A 19,229-nucleotide genomic window follows, 5' to 3' on the forward strand; every position below is an offset into this window, starting at 1 on the left:
TCCTTCGCCAACCCCTCCACCGAGTGCCCGTCCGCCGACTTCCCCGACTGCCCCGTGCCGCGCGCGTCCGGAATCACCAGCCGCAGCCCCGCCACGTCCAGCCGCTCCACCATCGAGTCCCACACCGCACCCGACACCATCCACCCATGCACCAACACCACCGTGCGCGGTCCCTCGCCTACGACGCGATAGTGAAGCGAAGTCCCGTCAGATGCGGAAGTCGTGCTCATGTCGTCTCCTCAGACGAAAAGGATAAAGCAGTATTGAAGAAATGTGCAGGAGCGAAAGCAAGCCATGACACTCCGGAGAGTTCCAGGGGCCCATGTAGGAGTTCGCGGTGGGTATGAGTGGGGTTGGCGCGGGGAGCGTCCCTCACGTAACAGCGCCCCGCTCTGGCAGAGTCCGCCGCCTCATGGCGGATGAACGGGACGGGACGGGCGGCACTCGACACGAGGCCCAACGCACGGTGCACTGCGAGGACGCGCTGACGTGGCTTTCGGCCCAGCCGGTGCTCGCGGGGTGCTCGGCGGTGGCGTCCCTGCCCGACGCGTCAGAGTTCCCCTCGCTGTCCCTGCCCGAGTGGAAGGCGTGGTTCATCCGCGCGGCGGCGCTGGTGATGACGCGCGTGCCCGACGACGGCGTGGCCATCTTCTACCAGACGGACGTGAAGGACGAAGGCCTCTGGGTCGACAAGGGTTACCTCGTCTCGCGCGCCGCTGAAGAGACGGGCCTGGGCCTGCTCTGGCACAAGGTCGTCTGTCGCCGGACTCCCGGCACCGTGACGTATGGCCGGCCCGCGTACTCCCACTTCCTGTGCTTCTCGCGCGGCGTTCGGCCCGACCTGGCGAAGTCCACCGCGGATGTCCTCGCGGACGCGGGCGAGGTGACGTGGACGCGCGGCATGGGCGTGGACGCGTGTCAGCTCGCCTGTCGCTTCATCCTGGAGAACACCTCCACGCGCACCGTGGTGGACCCCTTCTGCGGCCACGGCACCGCGCTGGCCGTGGCCAACGCCATGGGCCTGGACGCGGTGGGCGTGGAGCTGAGCCGCAAGCGCGCGCGCAAGGCCCGCAACCTGCGCGCGGAGTGGCGCGAGGGGAAGCTCGTGCTGGTGACGAGCGACTCCCCGGCGCAGGCCTTGTCGTAGTCCACGTCCCGCTTCTCCAGGCGCTTCTCCTCCTCGACGAGCGTCTGGCCCTTCCAGCTCACGACCGCGCGAAAGCCTACTTCACGACGGAAGGCGCCCGCACCGCGCCCTCGGAAGACGCGAGGACCGAGGGGACCTGGAGCATCGCCAGCTCCCGCGCCACCACTGGCTCCAGCTCGGAGATGAACGCTCCGAAGAGGCGCTCCTCCAGGGCCAGCGCCTCGTCCAGCGAGGCCCCCACCGCGGAGAGGCGCTCCACGCACGCGTCCTCGATGGTGCGGCGGTGGCCCTGCTCCTCGGTGACGACGCGCCCCAGCTCCTCGCGGACGCTCGCGTTGCGCGAGGCCGCCTTGTAGAGCGGGTAGAGCACCATGGCGCGGCGCTCAATCGTCGTCGTGGTGAGCAGGTAGTGCAGGTACACGTCGGCCTTGCCGGTGTGCGCGGTGGCCCACGTCGCCAGCTCGTGGTCCAGCGCCTGGAAGTAGCGCCCCGCCGCCTCCGGACAGAGGAACGTGGTGATTTCACCGCCGGCCACCTCGGCCGACAGGCGCTTGAAGGCGAACGCGTGGCGCGTCTCGTCGGACAGGTGCCCGAGCACCTCCAGCGAGGGATGACGGTCCGCCACCGTGCGCGAAATCTTCCGCGCTCCGATGAACTCCATGAGGGACAGGGTGTGCAGCCAGCGAGCCTCGAGCTCGGGCGCATGGGCCAGTTGGCGGAGCACCGCCTGGATTCGGTCACGCATCCCGCGCCTCTAGCGCGACGACGGCCCGGGAGCGAGCGCCAACTTCCTCCGTCAGACAGGCGCCGCCGAGCCCCAGACCTCCTCCGCCACCGAGCGCCGCGTCACATGGCTCACCGGCGACGCCCCTTCCAGGAAGCCGAACAACTCCATCGCCACCGCGTGCGGCGCGTCCCACATGACGAAGTGCCCCGCTCGCGGCACCTTCATCCACCGCGCGCCGGGGATGTCCCACGCCAGGCGCTCGCCGAACTTCGCGGGCAAGAGGCCGTCCTTCTCGCCCCACAACACCAGCGTCGGCACGGCCAGGTGACTCAGCTTCGACGCCAGCTCCAGCGTGTGGTTGGTGTTCAGCGACACCGCGTCGCGTGACAGCGACACCATCCCCACCTCCGTCGCATACGGCGCCAGCAACCCCTCCAGCAGCTCCGCCGTCTGCGGCGTCGCGAAGCCCTTGCGCTTGAGCGCCGGCGTCAGGAAGCGCGTCAGCCGCTCCGGCGTCAGCCTGCGCGCCATCCCCGGCGTGCCCAACTGCGCCATCAACCCCTTGGGCCACGCGTCGTAGCAGACGCTGTCCATCAGACACAGCCGCGCCACCCGCCGGGGGAAGCGCACCGCGAGCTGCAGCGCCACGCCGCCGCCCACGTCGTGCCCCACCACCGTCGCGTCCACCACGCCCAGGCGGTCCAGCCACGCCTCCACCGCCTCCGCCTGTCGCGCTATCGAGCGGTCGAACCTGTCCCGCTTGTCGGAGAACCCGTAGCCCAAGAGGTCCGGCGCCAGCACCCGGTTCGACACCGCCAGCCCCTGCGCAATCCCACTCCACAGATAGCTCCACGTGGGCATGCCATGCAGCAACACCACCGGCGGCCCGGAGCCCCAGTCCACGTAGCTCAGGAACCGGTTGCCCAGCTCCGCCACCTCTTGTCGCTCCTGCCACTCGCGCCAGTTCATCGCAGCTCCTCCGCCGCCACCCAGTCCGGCACCAGCCGCGACGCGCCCGGCATCGGCTGCCGCAACATGTCCGGCACGTCCTGCACCATCCGCGACAGGTTCAACAACAACGCCGGTGAGCGACGCTCCAGCGCCTGCGTCACCTTCAGCACCGCGTCCGCGTTCTCCCCCAGCGCCGCCACCCGCTCGCGGCTCAGCGCCACCGGGTACGGCAGCCCCCGAGCCCGCCGCCGCGCGGACTCCAACAACCTGTCGGCCGCCTGCTGGAAGTCCTCGTCCTTCATGCGCGGCTTCAGCCGGCGCCACGCCGTCTCCAGGTACGAGGGCCAGCACGCCAGCGCGCGGTACTCGCCCGGCACGCCCGGCGGCCCCACCGTCTTCACGATGTCCGCGAACAGCGAGCGCAGCGCCGGGTCCGCGGGCTTCTCCACCACCCACTCCATCGCCGCCATGCGCGAGGGGATGCCGCGCTCCAGTCGCTCCGACGTGCCCAGGGCGTCCGCCTGCCCCACCAGTTGCCCCTCCAGCGCCATCCGCACCGCGGACACCATCAGCAGCACGCGGGGATGCATCGCCTCGCACAGCTCCAGCGCGCCGCGCGCATGGAAGCGCTGGCTTTTGCCCAGCTTCGCCGCGTTCCACGCGCCCAGCACCTCCCACTGCACCGTCGAGTCCAGGACCTCCTGCCACAACCCCAGCGCCGCCTCCTCGAAGGCGCGCGTCTCCACGTTCGGCCCCATCGCCTCCCACATCGCCACGAAGAAGCGCGGGTACGCCGCCCACGTGCGCAAGGACACGTCCACGCCCGTCACGCGCAGCGTCTGCCGCAGCTCGTGGTAGACGCGCTCGACACCGCCCTCCGCCCCGTGCTCGCTCACCTGTCTCACCCTGGCCATGCCGGCACCCCCGGCAACGGTGGGAACGGCGCGGCGGCGTGGACACCTCCCCGCGCGGCCCGGCCGCCCGGAAGTCCCCGCCCCCAGGGCAGGCTCCGCGCGGGCCTGGCGTCGGCTCCCCACCACCTCGCCCCCCTGGAGGGAGGTGCCGCCGGACACTAAAGAACACTCGGGCCGAGGTCCGTTTGACTCCGTCCTTGACGGCTCGCTTTGCTTCCTCTCGCGCGACGAAGGAGTCGCGCCTGCCTGGTTCGCGGGGGGCAACCAGCATGTGGCTTCGACACCTGTCTCGTAGACGGCCACTTCGAAGCAGCTCCCCACGGGCGACCCGCACCGCGCGCCACCATCGCCAAGAGGACGCCATGCGGCGCCCGGGGGAGACGACATGAGCAGCGACAACGACACCTGGGGACCACGACTCGTCAGCGTCCCCCTCGTCGGCGCGGTGAGCGACTACCTCCAGCGCATCCAGGACCTGGGCGCCGTGGAGGGCCCGGGTGGCGCGGTGGGACTCAACCCCGCGCTGGAGCCGGTGATGGAGGCGCTGCACCACCTGCTGGCCGGTGGCGAGGTGGAGGTCCGCGTCACGCGACGAGGCCACCCCCGGCTGGTCCAGGAGCTGCGTCAGCGCGTCGACGACGCCACGCGCGAGGTGAACGAGCTCCAGCGAGTGGCGGGTTGCACCCTGTCCACCACCGTATGAGTCCACGCGCGGCGGGCGCCGCCGCCATCACGGCCTCCTTCCGACACTGGACGCGCGCCCAGGACAGCGCCGAGGTGCTCTCCGCCGCGAGCGTGGGCGCCTGGTGGGCGCTCACCACCGTGGTGCTCGCGGTGCTCGCCGCCGTCGCGTGGGCCCCTGGCGCGAGCACGCTCTTCGGCATCTCCTTCTTCGACGGCCTCTTGTGCGCATCGCCCATGCTCGTCAGCGGGCTGCTCTTCTCCTCGGTGCACCGGAAGCGGCGTCACATCGAGACGTGGGGTTGGTTGTGGCTGCTGCTCGGCGTCACGTCGCTGCACTTCTTCCTCGCCGCGCTGATGGCGATGTCGGAGCTGCAGGGCGCCACCGTCATCACCTCCCTCTTCCTCTTCACCACCGCGTTCCACGGCCGGCTGCACCGGGTCACACCGAAGCAGCCCTTCGTGGCCCTGGGCACGGCGCTGGCGCTGGTGACGGCGCTGCCCCTCATGGAGAGCAGCGAGCACCTGGTGTTGTTCGGCGTCATCGGCCCCGCGGCGCTCACCGCGGAGCTGTACCTGGGCACCTTCGCCGTGCAGCACGACAAGGCCCGCGCGGAGGCGGCACGCCTGCGCGCCGCGGTGCAGGCACAGTTGTTGGAGCAGCAGGAGCAGGACGTGGGGCGGCTGTCGCGCGCGCTGGGAGAAATCCTCGGCTACCACCACGAGTTGGACAGCGCGCTCATGTCGGCGGGCACCGCGGCGGACATGCTGGCCGTGCTGGGCGTGCAGCGCAACGCGCTGGCTCGGGGGGACTTCGAGGACCTGGTCAAGACGCTCAACGACAGCCTCACGCAGATTCGCGACATGGTCTCCGAGATTCGCGCGAAGGGCCGGCGCTACGTCGGCTCGGAGCCGGAGCCGGTGGAGCTGACGCCGCTGCTGGAGGGCGTGCGCACCAGCGTGGGCCTGCGCTTCCCGGACGTGGACATCGAAGTGGCGGTGGAGCCGGGGCAGCCGATGCGCGCCTTGATGCGCGGCGGGGCCACCACGCTGCGGCGGGTGGTGGAGAACCTGGTGCTCAACGCCTGCGAGGGGGACGGCAAGCAGGGCGCCTCGCGCGTGCGCATCCAGGCCCGCGTGGAGCCGCTCAGTGGCCGGCTGGAGGTGGTCATCGCGGACGACGGCCCGGGCTTCCCCGCCGCGCTGCTCAACGTCCCCGCCGAGGAGCTCTACACGTCCAAGCCCGAGGGCACCGGCCTGGGCCTGTACACCAGTGAGTGCCTGCTGCGCGCCAGCGGCGGAATGCTGTACCGACGCAACGCCCCGGACGGCGGAGCCCTGCTGCGCCTGTTCCTGCCCAGGGAGTACCGATGAGCGGAGGAGCCCTTTATCAAGAGGCCCTGCGGGTGCTGCGGCGACTGGAGCTGCCCGAGGAGTCTGAGCACGACGCGCTCGCCGCGCTGGAGGCCGCCCAGCCAGGCCCGCTGCCCCTGTTCTACGAGGCCGGCGCGGAGGCAGGACTGGAGCGCCCCGTGCTGACGGCGCGCGGCGTGGGCCTCTTCTTCAGCTTCTGCGCGGGCAACCTCGCCGACGACCTCATCGACGGCGACTGCACCTACTACGACGCGCCCGTGCGCGTGGCCCCGTGCACGCAGTTCCTCCTGCAGAACCTGGCCTGGGCCACGCTGGCCGAGCCTCGCGCGCTCGTGTCCTTGAACGCGCTGGAGGAGAGCGCGCGCCTCCTGGCCCAGGCGGCGGGACCGCAGGCGCTGGAGGTGCGGGCCCGGGAGTGGAACGCGCCCTTGTTCCGCCGCGTCGCGGAGGGCATCGCCGGGCGGCAGTGGGCCGCGTACCTGCGCGTGCTCTGGGCGGGGACGCGGCTGGAGGAGCGCGCGGTGTCGGTGGGCATGAGCCTGGGCATGGCCGCGCACGTGGCGGAGGACATCCGCTCCCGCGACACGCGCTTCACCTCCATGCCCGCGGCCGACAGGCTCACGGTGGTGGCGTGGGGCAGGCAGGCCGCGGAGGCACTTCGCGCCGAGGACCTGCGCTGCCTGGACGCGGCGCTGCGCCGCATCGAACCGATACTTCCGGAGGTGGAGTCATGAGGGCGGAACCCACGCGGAGCGAGGCCCGTCATGACGCGGTGGCCGCCTACTATGAGGAGAAGACGGAGCGCATCCTCCGTCGCTACGGGCCCGGACCCCGCATCCACTTCCACGCGGGGCTGGTGGACGACGTGCCTCCCCCGGGCGAGCCGGAGCCGCTCGTGCGCGAGCGCGTCCATGCCTCGCAGGAGGCGCTGCTCGCGGAGCTGGCGCGCGCGGTGGGCCGCTTCCCGAACGGGGGCGACGTGCTGGACGTGGGCTGTGGCCTGGGCGGCGGCGCGCTGTACTGGGCCGCCGAGCACCAGGCGTGGGTGACGGCGGTGACGAACGTGGCCACGCACGTGGAGCTGGTGCGGACGTTCGCCGAAATCGAGGGCGTGGGCGCGCGCGTGAAGGCCCTGCACTGTGACGCGCTCGCGGTGCCGGGCCGCGCCTGTTTCGACGCCGTCGTCGCGGTGGAGAGCAGCAGCTACCTGCCGCGCGCGGAGTGGTTCCGCCGGGTGCGCGCGCTCTTGCGGCCCGGAGGCGTGGTGGCCATCGCCGACTGCTTCCTCGGCCGCCCCGAGCTGGCCGCGCCCTTCGACCGGTACTGGCGCACGCGCATCGGCTCCCTGGACGAGTACCTGTCCACCGCGCACGCCGCGGGCCTGGAGCTGGAGGTCCGCGACGACGTGTCCGCGCGCGTGGTGGGCTTCTGGTCCCTCACGCTGGAGCTGCTCGCGCACGAGCGCTTCGCGGCCCCTGGCCAGCCTCCGTCACGCGTCCTCGCACGCGGCGAGTCCCGCCGCGAGCACCTGCGACTCCAGCAGGCGTTGATGGATGGCGGACTGGAGTACGCGCTGCTCGTGCTGCGTCGCGAGGACTGACGGCCGCGAGTCGACACCGCGCCTGTCCTCCGGCCAGGGGCTGCCGAGAAGGCAAGCACGCCCGGACACGTGCGATGCACGCGGCGCGTCCTCAGCCTTGGGCGAGTCTTCAAAAGGGGAGGTACGCGCGATGAGGACTTTCACGCGATGGATGACGGTGGTGGCGGTGGCGGCGGCCTTGACGATGACGGGGTGCCGGGAGCGGAGCCGGGAGGACAACTCGGGGGCCATGGGCGGCTCCGGCAATAACAAGGACGCCCTGCAGCACCAGGGCACCGGCGGCTCCGGCCAGCCGCAGATGCAGGGCACGGACGCAGGCACCGTGCGGTAGCCCTCGCCGCGACAGGTGGGCTCCGGCTGTTATCCTGACGACTCGACGTCGGACAGCCGGAGCACATCATGCGCGGGTGGATGTGGGGGAGCATCATCGCGGGGATGCTCGCGCTCCTGGGGTGGTGGTTGCTCGGAAGCACCGAACGTCCGGCCCCTGTGCCTGAAGTCACTTCAGCGCCCCGACGTGCACCGGAGGACTCGCTTCCGCGCACGTCCGCGGCCACGCACGCGACGCGGGGAGCGGGACGGTCCATTCGCGGCACCGTGGTGGACTCGCTGGGTCGTCCCGTGACGGGCGCCCGCGTCTCCGCGTCGTGGCCCGAGGCGGGCGAGACGCTGTCGGAGCTCCCTTGTCCGGAGGAGTTCCTCCCCTATTGGGAGAACCTGGACGATGCGCCCGAGCGGCAGCGCAAGCTCCCCTCGTGTCTGCCGCAGGTGGAGGACACCCTCACCGCGCTGCTGGTGGCTCGACAGGGCGAGGCCCCCATCCACGCGGAGGCCGTGTCGGGCGACGACGGCGTCTTCGTGCTGGAGGGACTTCCCGAGGGTCCTCAAACCCTCCTCGCGCTCTCCGAGAAGGGCGCCGCGCTGCGCCCCGCCGTGCCCTCCGGCAGCCAGGACGTGGAGCTGACCCTGGCGCAGCCGTGGTTCTTGACGGGCCGCGTCCTCGGGGACGGCAAGCCGCTGGCGGGCGCCTCGGTGACGGCGGTCAGCATGCACCACACCCGCTTCTTCGACACGAGCACGGATGAACAGGGCCACTTCAAGGTGGGCCCCCTGCCCCGCCAGAGCTACCACGTGCTCGCGACGAAGGAGGGCTGGCTGGCTTCGCTCGAGCCGGACCGGTACGCCGACGACCCTCGGGAGGTGATGCTGTATCGGCCCCGCGTGATTCACGGCTGGGTGCTGTCCGACGGAACCCCCGTGCCGGGCGTGGAGGTCCGGGCATCGCGCGCCGCCATGTACGACGGGGCCCCGGTTCCCCGGACGAAGACGGACGAGGAGGGACGCTTCGCGCTCGACCTGAGCACGGGCGCGTACGCACTCACCGTGGCGCACGATGGACGGTATGCCTTCGCGCGGGTGGTGCTGCACTCGGACGCTCCGCGCGAGATGGTGCTGAAGCTGGGCGAGGCGCTCCACGTCGAAGGCACGGTGTTCGACGACGCGCGCGGCAGGGTGGAGGGGGCGCGCGTGAAGGCGCGCTTCTCGCGAGGTGGACGGGAGGAGCTGGAGACCGTCACCGAGGCGGACGGCCGCTACCGTCTGGGCCCGGTGGAGCCCGGCCACTGGGAGTTCACCGTCGAGGCTCGCGGCCATGTGGATTTGACGATGGGCCAGGAGCACGAGCTGAGCCTCGGCATGGGCCCTCGGGACTTCACGCTGAAGCGCACGCAGACCATCACCGGTCGCGTCGTGGACAGCGCGGGCCAGCCGATATCGGGCGTGCCCCTGGCGATGGAGCCGGTGGGAATCGAGGGCCCCCTGGACTACGAGCCGCAGGAGTCGGCCTTCTCGGACCGGGACGGTTTCTTCGTGATGGATGCCACCCGAGCGGGCTCCTACAAAATCACGGCGCGAAGCGAGGACTACGTCGAGGAGACCGTGGTGGTGAAGGCCCCTGGCCGCGAGGTGACGCTCACCTTGAGCGCGGGCGCGACACTGGAGGGCACGGTGACGGACGCGCGGGGCCTGCCGCTGTCGCGGTTCATCGTGAACGTGCTCCCGAAAGACCATGACGACGAGGAGGAGCGCTTCCTGGAGACGCAGGGCACCGATGACCAGGGCCACTTCCGCCGCAAGGGCATCCATCCGGGGCGCTATCGCGTGGAGGCGAAACAGAAGTCCTCCAGCGTGGACCGGAGGGCCTGGGCCGACGTGGAGCTGATTGCCGACACGGTGACGAAGGTGGAGCTGCGGCTCCAGGAGGAGCACTCACTGGAGGGCATCGCCGTCGACACCACGGGCCGGCCGGTCCAGGGCCTCACCGTGCGAGCCCGGTCTCTCGTCAGGGACGACGGTCCCAAGTTCATCGAGATGGGTGAGGACAGGAACGAGACACCGTTCGGTGTCCTCACGGATGAGGAGGGGCGCTTCGTCCTTCGCGGCCTGGGCCCCGTCGACCATTCCTTGCGCGCCATCAAGCCAGGCCATGAGCTGCTGCCGGAGCGTTGCTCGGGAATCGTGCCTGGAGACGAAGAGGTCCACGTCACTGCAGACACGAAGCAGGTGCGGCTGGTGTTCCGTCGCCGCCCCCACATCCGGGGACGGTTGCTCGGAGCGGACGGCGCGCCCCAGCGCGACTTCTCCGTCGGGGACACGCGAATCAAGAGCGAGGACGGAACCTTCACCGTCCCCCTCCACGAGCAGCCCATCACCCGTCAGTACCTCTTCAGCGTCCACGAGCAGCCCAAGGTGACGCGCGCGGTGAAGGGCGGCGTGGACGTGGCGGATGTCGACCTGGGAGAGCTACGGCTGGAGGAGGGGCGCTACGTCCAGGGCCTGGTGCTCGACGCGGAGACAGGCGCGCCGGTGAAGGGCGTCACGGTCCGCCTCGACGCCGAGCCTGACGAGGACGGTCAGCGTGGCCAGCTCGCCGGCGCGCGCACGAACGACGATGGCGAGTTCTATCTCGACAAGGTGGCCTCCGGCCCCCACACGCTCCGGATGAGCCACGAAGGCCACTACCGCGAGCTGCTCGTTCCGGTGGCCGCCACGCAGGAGAAGGTGACGGCGCGGATGGAGTCCGGCGCTCGGGTGAAGGTGACGGCGCGGAACCGACAGGGCCGTCCGGTGGACGGGTTCATCAGCTACCAGGGACCCGGCGGAGCTGAAGGCCTGTTCGAGCTGGGCAAGGGCATGGCTGAGTTGCGCGGCCTGGAGCCCGGCCGCTACGCGCTCCGGCTGACGGCGCGGCAGCGCAATGAGCCACTCCCGGACTTCCAGCCGATGAGCGTGGACTTGCCCGAGCGCGGGGCGCTGTCGGTGGCCTTCCTGCCCACGACGGGCGGTGCCACGGTGAAGCTGCGCCTACCCTCGCAAGAAGGGGTGGGCCTGGGGCTGGTGCCCGGCAGCGTGCCGCCTCCCAGCACCCTCCCGGCGTTGCGCCACCTCATCTTCCAGGGCGTCCCCTGGACGTACAAGGAGGACGACCCGGAGGTCACCTTCACCCATGTCCCCGAGGGCAGGGTCACCGTCTTCTTCCACACGTCCACCATGCCCGGTCGCTTCCACACCGAGGAGCTGGACATCCCGGCGGGAGGGACGATGTCACTCACCCTACAGCCGTCCTGGAGGAGGCTCGACGTCGCGTCGAAGTGAGCGCCTCTTGCCTGCCTGACAGCACGCGGGAGCTGCGGGGTGGAAAGCAGGCTCCTCGCCGTGCTTCGGATACGGTGCGGGGCTCGACATGCACTTCAAGTTCGTCCACGCCGCCGACCTGCACCTGGACACTCCCTTCCGTGGCGTGGCTGCTCAAGGCCCTCTGCTGGGGAGCTTCCAGAAGTCCACCTTCCACGCGCTGTCGCGCATCGTCGACCTGTGTTTGCGCGAGCGCGTCGCCTTCCTCCTGCTGGCCGGAGACTTGTTCGAGGTGAAGGACCGCTCGGTGCGCGCGCGGCTGGTGCTGCGGCACGAGCTGGGCCGACTGCACGACGCGGGCATCGAGTCCTTCATCGTCCACGGCAATCATGATCCGCTCAGCGGCGACACCGGGACGCTGGGGCTGCCTGCTTCCGTGAAGGTGTTCGGTCCGGATTGGGAAGAGGCGGAGGTGCGGCGCGAGGGACGACGGCTGTGCCGCGTGCAGGGCATCTCCTATCCGGACGTGGAGGTGCGCGACGACCTGTCCGCGCGCTTCCGTCGCACCGGGGATGGCTTCAGCGTGGGCCTGCTGCACGCGAACCTGGGCGGCGTGGAGGGGCACGCCAACTACGCGCCCTGCACGCCCTCGGGCCTGGGCGCGCGAGGACTGGACTACTGGGCGCTGGGGCACGTGCACACGCGCAGCGAGCTGATGCTGCCCGGTGGCGGCATCGCGGTGTACCCAGGCAATCCGCAGGGGCGACACGCGCTGGAGACAGGCGAGCGCGGCTGCGTGCTGGTGGAGGTGGAGGACGGCGGCATGCGGCGGCGCTTCGTGCCGGTGGACACGGTGCGCTGGCATCGGCTGGAGGTGTCGCTGACGGGCGTGGCCACACTGGATGCGCTGCTGGGCGCGGTGGGAGAAGTGGTGGACGTGGCGTGCGCGCGGGAGCTGGATGGCCACGCGGTGCGACTGGTGCTGACGGGACGCGGGCCGCTGCATCGCGAGCTGGCGCGGCCCGGAGCGCTGGTGCAGTTGGAGGCGGACCTGCGCGCTCGGCTGGCACAGGGACATCCGCCGGTGCTGCTGGAGTCGCTGCGGGATGGAAGTCGTCCGGAGCTGGACTGGGAAGCGCTCCAGGCGGAGGGCGGCTTCGCGCGCACGTTGTTGGAAGAAGCACGTTCGCTGAAGGAAGACCCGGTCGCGCTGGCGCGACTGTGGGAGCAGGAAGCGCTGGGCAGTCTGGGCCAGCGGCTGAAGCGCCTGGGGGTGGATGTGCTGGAGGTGCCCCGAATGGAGTGGGTCTCCCGCGCGAGCCTGCTGGGTGTGGAGGCGCTTCACGAAGAAGAGGAGGGGGCATGAAGCCAGGGTTGCGCATCGACACGCTGCGAGTGCGGCGCTTTGGGCACTTCTCGGACCTGACGTTGGAGTTGGGGCCCGGACTGCATCTGCTCTACGGACCCAATGAGGCGGGCAAGAGCACGCTGCTCGCCTTCCTGCGCGCAGTGTTGTTCGGCTTCGAGAAGCGCGGGAGTCCGGAGCGCTACGCGCCTCCAGAGGACGATGCTCCCTTCGGCGGAGAGCTTCGACTCTCCACGGGCATGGGACCACTGCTCGTGCGGCGCATGGCGGCGCCCAAGGGAAGGAAGTCGGAGACGCTGACGGTGCTCGGGCCGAACGGCGATGCCGTGTCCGAGGAGCGCCTGAAGGATGCGCGAGGCCATGTCACGCGCGAGCTGTTCTTCGATGTCTTCGCCTTCCGGCTGGAGGAGCTGGCGGGGTTCGAGCAGCTCACCGAGGAGCGCGGCGCCTCCGAGGCCCTGGTCGCCGCGAGCATGCGGGGGGCTCGGCGCCTGCCGGAGGCGATGTCGTCGCTGCGCAAGAACGCGGAGCAGCTCTACAAGCCGAACGGCTCGAACCCCGAGCTGAACGTGAAGCTGCGTGAACTGGAGGAGGTGCAGGCGCAGCTTCGCGAGGTGGGCAACCGGCCCGCGCTCTACTTCTCGAAGCGGGAGCGGCTGGAGTCGCTCGGCGTGGAGCTGGGGGGATTGGATTCGCGCTTGCGCGAGGACGGTCGCGAGCTGGAGCGACTGGCCCGGCTGGAGTCGGCGCTGGGGGATGTCTCCTCGCTGGCGACGACCCGGGCGGAGCTGGAGTCCCTTCCTTCGTTGAAGACGTTCCCCGAGGGCGGTGAGGCGCGCCTGGAGGATGCGCTCCAGCGGAGCAGGACCCATCGCGGGAACGTGGCTCGGCTCGCGGAGCAGTTGAGCTTCACGGAGGCGGAGCTGGAGCGGCTGTCCGCTCCGTCGCCGGTGCGAGGACGGGAGGAGGCGCTGCGGGCCGCGGTGGCGGCGTACTCGGAGCGCTCGGAGCTGGTGCGGGCGCTGCCGGCGCGACGCGCGGCGCTGGGGATGAAGCGGCGACAGGTGGAGTCGGCGCTGGAGGAGCTGGGACTCGGCGTGGATGGGCCGGGGCTGGTGGCGCTGGATTTGAGCGCGGGGGCTCGCGCGGGGTTGGAGGCGCTGTCGTCCCGGCTGGACGTGGAGGAGACGGGGCGGCGCGAGGTGGGTGGGGCGCTGGCTCGGGCTCGCTCGGAGCGGGAGCGGGTGGAGGGCGTGTTGGCGCGCACGGAGTTGGAGCTCGCGGAGCTTCCGGACGTCCGGCCGGCGCAGGTGCGACAGCAGCAGGCGGGGCTGGCGCGGATGCGCGTCGCTCGCGCGGACCTGGAGCGGCTGGGTGAGCAGAAGATGGATGCTCGGCGGCGGATTGACGGCCTGCGAGGGCCGGTGACGGAGCTTCCGAGTTCCTCGAGCCCGGTGATTCCGGTGTGGCTGGTGCCAGTGGCGGCGGCCGTGGCGGTGACGCTCGCGGTGGCGGCGTGGTTGCTCGGGGGCACGGTGGTGGGCGTGCTCGGGCTCGTGGGTGGGCTGGTGCTGACGGGCCTGCTGGAGTTCGCCCGGCGGAAGGTGGAGTCCGCGCGTGATGCGGAGCGTGGAGCATGGGAGGCTCAGCAGCAGTCGCGGAAGCAGGAAGAGGAACGGCTGCGTGTCGAGCTCGCTGGGTACGTGGCTCGCGAGGAGCTGGCGCGACGGGAGCTGCTCGCCTCCGCGACGGAGGCAGGGCTGTCCCCGGCGGCGACGTCCTCGGACATGGCGGCACGCGAGAGCGCGCTGGCGGAGGCACTGGAGCAGGCGGGACGGCGCGAGTCGCTGTCACGCGAGCGGGACACACTGCGCTCCACGCATGACCTGGCCCTGCGTGATGAACGACAGGCGGATGAACTGCTGCGCGGGCACGAGGCGCGACATGCGTCACTGAGCACGGAGCTGACCGCGTGCCTGTCGGCGAGATGCTTTCCGGTGGGGCTGCCCGCGCAGGCGGCGCTAGCCCTGTGGCGCGATGCCTCGGCGCTGCGGCAACGGTGGCAGGACCTGGTCGCGGACGAAGCGGCGTTGTCCGCCGATGAAGCGGCCTGCGCGGACGTGGTCTCTCGACTGCGAGCGCTGGCGACGGACGTGGCGCCAGGAGCAACGCGCCTGTCCGAGGACTCGAACCTCCCGCGCATGGAACACGAGCGTGGCTCCGCGAACGCCTCATCGAAGGAGAGCAGCACGGCGTCATCGGAATCCATGGACCTGGTGGTCATGAGAGTGAACGCGGCGCTGGAAACAGCACGCGAGCAGGAGACAGAGCGACGTGCGGCGGAGGAGCGTCGTCGCGAGCTGCGCGAGGAGAAGGCCCGCCTCGACGAGCTGTGTCGCACGGAGGAGGCCTCACTCTCCGCGTTGCTCGCCGAGGGCGGTGGTGGTGACGAGGAGACCTTCCGTCGACGCGCCGTGCAGGCACACCGATACGCGGAGCTCACCCACCGAGCGCGCGAACTGGCCCACCGCATCGAGGCTCGCACGGGCCTGTCCGACACCGAGGCTCGCGAGGCCCTGCGCGCCCTGGGCGGAGAAGAAGGTCTGCGCACGGTGTTGAGCCAGGTGCGCGCGCGCCATGCGGAGGCCCAGGAGAAATCGAAGGAGGTGCTCACCGATCAGGGCGCCACGCGGAACCAGCTCGAGCAGTGGGAGAACGACGACCTGCTCGCGCGCCTGCGCATCCAGGAGGAGACCCTGCGCGCGAAGGTGGCGGAGCTCGCCACGCGCTACGCGGAGGACAAGCTGGCGCTGGCCTTGCTGGGACGCGCGCGTCGGCGCTTCGAGGAGGAGCAGCAGCCGCGCGTGGTGCAGCTCGCCTCGGAGCACTTCGCCCTGCTGACAGAAGGGCGCTACCGCCGCGTGTTCATCCCCGCCGGTGACGAGCGAGAGCTGCGCGTGAGCGACGGCGAGCGGGACTGGAGCGCGGCCCAGCTCTCACGAGGAACCCGCGAGCAGCTCTACCTCGCCTTCCGCCTCGCGGTGGTGCGCGACTTCGGAGAGACGCGGAGCGCGCTGCCGCTCATCGTGGACGACGTGCTGGTGAACTTCGACCCCGGCCGGGCCCGGAGCGCCATCCAACTCCTGGCCCAGCTCGCCGAACACCAACAGGTGATTGCCTTCACCTGCCACCCCTGGCTGCGCGAGCTGTTCGAGGCAGAGGGCGCACAGACGCAAACACTGGAGTCCAGAGACTCCGCCGCCACGCTCCGAGCCGTCTGAATCGAGCCCCCAGGGCTCAGCGCCCGGGGTCCTCCACTGCTACGCTCACGGACGTGGCGAGTGGACGAGACATGCACAAGTGGCGACGGTCGGCACTCATCCTCGGAGTGCTCACACTGCTGGGCACGCTGGCGGTGCCCTACTTCCTGAAGTCCGAGGATGCGCCCACCCCGCGCAGAACCTCCACGCCTCGAAAAAGCACGGGCCTCGTCCTGCCCCCGCCCGCGCCACGGGCCGAAGGCTCCCTGCGCATCCAAGGCATCGTGCACGGAGACCAGGGCCCCCTCGCGGGAGTCCGCATCTCCGCCACCCGCTCCGAAGCACATCAGACGCTCTCCGAGCTGACGTGCGAGGAGGTGCTGCCCCACCGTCGTGGAGACCGTCACGGCTTCGCGGATTGCTTCTTCACGGAACCTGCCACCACCCTGGAGCTGCTCCTCTCTCGCCAGGGCGAAGCCCCGCTGTACGCGGAGACCGTCACGGACACGGACGGCCGCTTCACCCTCGAACAGCTCCCCGAAGGACCCTTCACCCTCTGGGCCCTCGGCCCGCGAGGCGCGCGGCTGCAACCGGGAGTCGTCGCGGGAACGCAGGGACTCCAACTCCGACTCGAAGAGGGCGTGTTCCTGGAAGGCACGGTCATCGACGAGGACCTCGCGGCCCTGCCCCAGGTCCAGGTGATGGCCGTGCATCAAGGCTTCACCCGCTTCTTCGACGTGGAGACGGACGCGGACGGGCGCTATCGCATCGGCCCGCTGCCCGTCGGAGACTACGCCCTCGCCTTCACCAAGGACGGCTGGATTCCCGACCTCAAGGACTCCGTGTTCGCCGAGCCCGTGAAGCTCCTGCGCCCCCATCGCATCGTCGGTCGAGTGATGCGACAGGGCACCCCCGTCCCCCACGCGACAGTCCAACTGCGAGACATCACCTTCAACGAGCGCGGCATCGCTCCTCCCCTGCTGTCCTCGAAGCAGGAGACCACGGACGCCCAGGGGCGCTTCACCTTCGAGGCGCTCTCCTTGCGTCTGTTCCGGCTCGAGGCCACCCAGGGCGAGCATCACGGCAGGGCCGAGGTCCCCATGTGGACCCATGATTCCAAGCAGGAGGTCCTCCTGAGCCTGAGCCCCGGGGCCATGCTGGAAGGCACCGTGAAGGACGAAGCCGGAGCCGCCATCGAGGGCGCACTCGTCCAACTCCAGGAGCGCGGACTCAAGCCGCGGTACGTGAAGACCACCACGGATGCCACGGGCCACTATCGCCTAGGCCCGCTCGCCCTCGCGCCCCACGAGCTGGAGCTCACCTCTCCGCGACACTTTCCCACCAGCGAATCCGTCGCGGAGCTGAGCCCTGGCACGAAGCGGCTCGACTTCACGCTGCGCACCCCGCTCTGGGTCGACGGGGTCCTCGTCGATGAAGCAGGCAGCCCCGTCCCGGACATGCACATCACCGTCGACAATCCTCCCTCCGAGGACACCGACGACACGCTCCTCCTCGCGCCCTATGAAGCCGTGTCGGATGAGCAGGGTCGGTTCCACCTGAACTTCCCCACGCCCGGGCCCTTCCTCCTGAAGCTCCTCGACGAGCCTCGCTTCCGCATGGAGGAGCTTCAAATCCAGGCCCCCGACACACAGGTCCGCTGGGTCCTGAAGCGAGGAGCCGCTGTCTCCGGCGGGGTCTTCGACGAGCTGGACACGCCCCTGTCCGGGCTCCGCGTGCGCCTGTCGACCGAACCTCCCGAAGAAGGCACGACGAACAGCCCCGAGCAGGGGGTGCTGAGCGAGACCTGGACGGACGCACAGGGCCACTACGCGTTCGGGGGCATGAAGCCAGGACAGTACGTGCTCGAGGCCCTCCACGATTCCGGCGCCGTGGAGCGCTTCGCCACCCGACACCTGGAGCTGAGAGAGCGGCAGGAGGCCCACGTGGACCTGCGCCTCGAAGCAGGCTGGACGCTGTCGGGCACCGTGGTGGACAACCAGGGACAACCACTCTCCGGAGCTGACGTCTTCATCGAGCCTCCGCAGGACTCCACCCCCCCATGGCGCGTGGGCTATCGCCACCACACCGTGGAGCTCCTCACGCGGACCCGGGAGGACGGGCGCTTCACGCTGCGCAACCTGTCGAGCCGGGACGTGGAGCTGCGCGTGAAGAAGCAGTCCTTCCGCCTCGCCCCCCACCTGTCCACCGGCGGCGAAATCGGGCTCGACTCACTGCATGCCCATGAAGGCGGCCCCCCTGTCCGCTTCGTCATGTCGCGACAGGCGCGCATCCACGGGCGCGTGGTGGGCCCGGACGGCAAGCCCCTCACGCGCTTCCGGGTCATGCGGGAGGTCGTGGAGCATCCCCGAGGTGAGTTCTCGTTGGACGTGGTGGCCGCGGGCGCGCGGCCCGTCATCTTCCAGGCGGAGGACCTGGCGCCGGTGTTCCGTCAGGTCGAGGTGCCTCACGACGCGGGGGTGGTGGACCTGGGCGAGGTTCGGATGAGCGCGGGACGCAAGGTGGCCGGGCGCGTGCTGGACGCGGAGACCTCTGCCCCCGTGGAGAGCGCCCTGCTCGTCCCCGACCTGGAACACTCCGACAGCGTGAGGCTCCACCCCTACACAACCTGGACGCAGGCGTACACCAACAAGGATGGGCGCTTCATCATCGCTCGCGTGGACGAGCACTCCGCCACGCTGAACATCCGGGCCCACGGCTATCTCTCCAAGAAGTTGACCCTGGCTCCAGGTTCCCAGGAGGACCTCACGGTGCGCATGGAGAAGGGCGCGCGGGTGGAGCTCTCCGTCCTGGACGCGAAGGGTCGGCCCACGAGCGCGACCGTCTTCCTGGACCGCGAAGGAGCGGAGTCGTTCCCCTACAGCATCGAGGTCCCCGCTGAGGGCCCCTTCGTCGTGCGAGACCTCGCGCCAGGCACCTACCGGGTGAATGCCTCCGCTGGCGAAGGGGGTCTGGAGAGCTACCATTCGCAGCGCATCCAGATTCCCGCGAGCGGTGGAGTCTCCATCACGGTGAAGGCGCGGTCCGAAGGCGCCACCCTGGAGCTGCGCGTGAACAGCCCCCTGCTCTTCACCCTGGCGCTCGTCTCCGGTGAAGACCCCTGGCCCAAACAGGGCTACGACCTCTCGTCACTGCGCGAACGCTCCCTTCCACATGAAGTCGGCAAGGAGGGAACGATGACCTTCCGCAACCTCCCCGCCGGAAAGCTGACGCTCTTCCTCATCACCAACGACTGGCGGGGCAGCTATCGCGAGCTCATCGACATCCCCGAGACAGGCACCGTGGTGCGCGACGTGACGCCGAAATGGCAGGCCGTCAGGCAGTGAGCCCCGCTCGTCCGCCCCGCGTTCCACTCAACAGGGACAGGGAGTGAGCGAGACCTTCGTACAACCAGACCTTCGTACAAGGGCTCGCATCATCTTCGAACGCGCGCGGAGGCCCTGAAACGCGGTCGACGTTGAGGACTCGGCATCCAGGCTCGGGAGCGCCGTCGCTCGGCGTGTCCGGACTTACTTGGCAACGGAGCCGCACTGGTCCGCCGCCAGAAGAACGGAGAGC

14 protein-coding genes are annotated in these 19,229 nt (G+C 70.4%); 10 read left to right on the forward strand and 4 right to left on the reverse strand.

Going from position 1 to position 19,229, the window contains the following annotated elements; translation table 11 throughout:
- The coding region (locus HUW62_RS13365) for an alpha/beta fold hydrolase (protein ID WP_176434657.1) at positions 1 to 230 on the reverse strand (230 nt) is incomplete at its 3' end.
- A 182-nt stretch (positions 231 to 412) separates the two neighbouring features.
- Here HUW62_RS13365 and HUW62_RS13370 point away from each other — a divergent pair.
- Complete coding sequence (locus tag HUW62_RS13370; protein ID WP_176434658.1) at positions 413 to 1,147, forward strand: SAM-dependent methyltransferase; 735 nt, start codon at positions 413 to 415, stop codon at positions 1,145 to 1,147.
- A gap of 76 nt (positions 1,148 to 1,223) precedes the next feature.
- On the opposite strand, the gene HUW62_RS13375 is transcribed toward HUW62_RS13370, so the two are convergent.
- Genes HUW62_RS13375 through HUW62_RS13385 form a run of 3 tightly spaced genes read right to left on the reverse strand, consistent with a single transcriptional unit; the run spans position 1,224 to position 3,739 of the window.
- Positions 1,224 to 1,892 carry a hypothetical protein gene (locus tag HUW62_RS13375; RefSeq protein WP_176434659.1) on the reverse strand — a complete coding sequence of 223 codons (669 nt, stop codon included), beginning with the start codon at positions 1,890 to 1,892 and terminating at the stop codon, positions 1,224 to 1,226.
- Between the two features lie 51 nt (positions 1,893 to 1,943).
- Positions 1,944 to 2,843 carry an alpha/beta fold hydrolase gene (locus HUW62_RS13380; protein ID WP_176434660.1) on the reverse strand — a complete coding sequence of 300 codons (900 nt, stop codon included), beginning with the start codon at positions 2,841 to 2,843 and terminating at the stop codon, positions 1,944 to 1,946.
- Complete coding sequence (locus tag HUW62_RS13385) at positions 2,840 to 3,739, reverse strand: halocarboxylic acid dehydrogenase DehI family protein (protein WP_176434661.1); 900 nt, start codon at positions 3,737 to 3,739, stop codon at positions 2,840 to 2,842. The genes HUW62_RS13380 and HUW62_RS13385 overlap by 4 nt, the downstream gene beginning before the upstream one ends.
- Before the next feature lie 385 nt (positions 3,740 to 4,124).
- On the opposite strand from HUW62_RS13385, the gene HUW62_RS13390 reads away from it, so the two are divergent.
- The 9 genes from HUW62_RS13390 (at position 4,125) to HUW62_RS13430 (ending at position 18,997) form a co-directional block, all read left to right on the forward strand.
- Positions 4,125 to 4,442, forward strand: coding sequence for a hypothetical protein (locus tag HUW62_RS13390; protein WP_217911304.1), 318 nt, complete (start codon positions 4,125 to 4,127; stop codon positions 4,440 to 4,442).
- Positions 4,439 to 5,794, forward strand: a complete 1,356-nt coding sequence (locus tag HUW62_RS13395; protein ID WP_176434662.1) for a HAMP domain-containing sensor histidine kinase — start codon at positions 4,439 to 4,441, stop codon at positions 5,792 to 5,794. Before HUW62_RS13390 ends, HUW62_RS13395 begins: the two co-directional genes overlap by 4 nt.
- Positions 5,791 to 6,528 carry a hypothetical protein gene (locus HUW62_RS13400; protein ID WP_176434663.1) on the forward strand — a complete coding sequence of 246 codons (738 nt, stop codon included), beginning with the start codon at positions 5,791 to 5,793 and terminating at the stop codon, positions 6,526 to 6,528. Before HUW62_RS13395 ends, HUW62_RS13400 begins: the two co-directional genes overlap by 4 nt.
- Positions 6,525 to 7,394: a cyclopropane-fatty-acyl-phospholipid synthase family protein gene (locus HUW62_RS13405; RefSeq protein WP_176434664.1), complete on the forward strand. Its 870-nt coding sequence runs from the start codon at positions 6,525 to 6,527 to the stop codon at positions 7,392 to 7,394. Before HUW62_RS13400 ends, HUW62_RS13405 begins: the two co-directional genes overlap by 4 nt.
- A gap of 130 nt (positions 7,395 to 7,524) precedes the next feature.
- Positions 7,525 to 7,725, forward strand: a complete 201-nt coding sequence (locus HUW62_RS13410) for a hypothetical protein (protein ID WP_176434665.1) — start codon at positions 7,525 to 7,527, stop codon at positions 7,723 to 7,725.
- A 68-nt stretch (positions 7,726 to 7,793) separates the two neighbouring features.
- On the forward strand, positions 7,794 to 11,048 hold the full coding sequence (locus tag HUW62_RS13415) for a carboxypeptidase regulatory-like domain-containing protein (RefSeq protein ID WP_176434666.1): 3,255 nt from the start codon (positions 7,794 to 7,796) through the stop codon (positions 11,046 to 11,048).
- A gap of 88 nt (positions 11,049 to 11,136) precedes the next feature.
- Complete coding sequence (locus HUW62_RS13420; protein WP_176434667.1) at positions 11,137 to 12,393, forward strand: DNA repair exonuclease; 1,257 nt, start codon at positions 11,137 to 11,139, stop codon at positions 12,391 to 12,393.
- Positions 12,390 to 15,674, forward strand: coding sequence for an AAA family ATPase (locus HUW62_RS49655; RefSeq protein WP_176434668.1), 3,285 nt, complete (start codon positions 12,390 to 12,392; stop codon positions 15,672 to 15,674). The genes HUW62_RS13420 and HUW62_RS49655 overlap by 4 nt, the downstream gene beginning before the upstream one ends.
- A gap of 71 nt (positions 15,675 to 15,745) precedes the next feature.
- Positions 15,746 to 18,997 carry a carboxypeptidase regulatory-like domain-containing protein gene (locus HUW62_RS13430; protein WP_176434669.1) on the forward strand — a complete coding sequence of 1,084 codons (3,252 nt, stop codon included), beginning with the start codon at positions 15,746 to 15,748 and terminating at the stop codon, positions 18,995 to 18,997.
- Positions 18,998 to 19,229 lie beyond the last annotated feature (232 nt).

Source organism: Myxococcus sp. AM011 (assembly GCF_013372595.1).
In the GTDB taxonomy this organism is placed as follows: domain Bacteria; phylum Myxococcota; class Myxococcia; order Myxococcales; family Myxococcaceae; genus Myxococcus; species Myxococcus eversor.

Excerpts from the sequence above, each read along its gene's own strand:
- HUW62_RS13370 (WP_176434658.1), top strand. The coding sequence starts at position 413 with ATGGCGGATGAACGGGACGGGACGGGCGGCACTCGACACGAGGCCCAA.
- HUW62_RS13375 (WP_176434659.1), bottom strand. The coding sequence starts at position 1,892 with ATGCGTGACCGAATCCAGGCGGTGCTCCGCCAACTGGCCCATGCGCCC.
- HUW62_RS13380 (WP_176434660.1), bottom strand. The coding sequence starts at position 2,843 with ATGAACTGGCGCGAGTGGCAGGAGCGACAAGAGGTGGCGGAGCTGGGC.
- HUW62_RS13385 (WP_176434661.1), bottom strand. The coding sequence starts at position 3,739 with ATGGCCAGGGTGAGACAGGTGAGCGAGCACGGGGCGGAGGGCGGTGTC.
- HUW62_RS13390 (WP_217911304.1), top strand. The coding sequence starts at position 4,125 with ATGAGCAGCGACAACGACACCTGGGGACCACGACTCGTCAGCGTCCCC.
- HUW62_RS13395 (WP_176434662.1), top strand. The coding sequence starts at position 4,439 with ATGAGTCCACGCGCGGCGGGCGCCGCCGCCATCACGGCCTCCTTCCGA.
- HUW62_RS13400 (WP_176434663.1), top strand. The coding sequence starts at position 5,791 with ATGAGCGGAGGAGCCCTTTATCAAGAGGCCCTGCGGGTGCTGCGGCGA.
- HUW62_RS13405 (WP_176434664.1), top strand. The coding sequence starts at position 6,525 with ATGAGGGCGGAACCCACGCGGAGCGAGGCCCGTCATGACGCGGTGGCC.
- HUW62_RS13410 (WP_176434665.1), top strand. The coding sequence starts at position 7,525 with ATGAGGACTTTCACGCGATGGATGACGGTGGTGGCGGTGGCGGCGGCC.
- HUW62_RS13415 (WP_176434666.1), top strand. The coding sequence starts at position 7,794 with ATGCGCGGGTGGATGTGGGGGAGCATCATCGCGGGGATGCTCGCGCTC.
- HUW62_RS13420 (WP_176434667.1), top strand. The coding sequence starts at position 11,137 with ATGCACTTCAAGTTCGTCCACGCCGCCGACCTGCACCTGGACACTCCC.
- HUW62_RS49655 (WP_176434668.1), top strand. The coding sequence starts at position 12,390 with ATGAAGCCAGGGTTGCGCATCGACACGCTGCGAGTGCGGCGCTTTGGG.
- HUW62_RS13430 (WP_176434669.1), top strand. The coding sequence starts at position 15,746 with ATGCACAAGTGGCGACGGTCGGCACTCATCCTCGGAGTGCTCACACTG.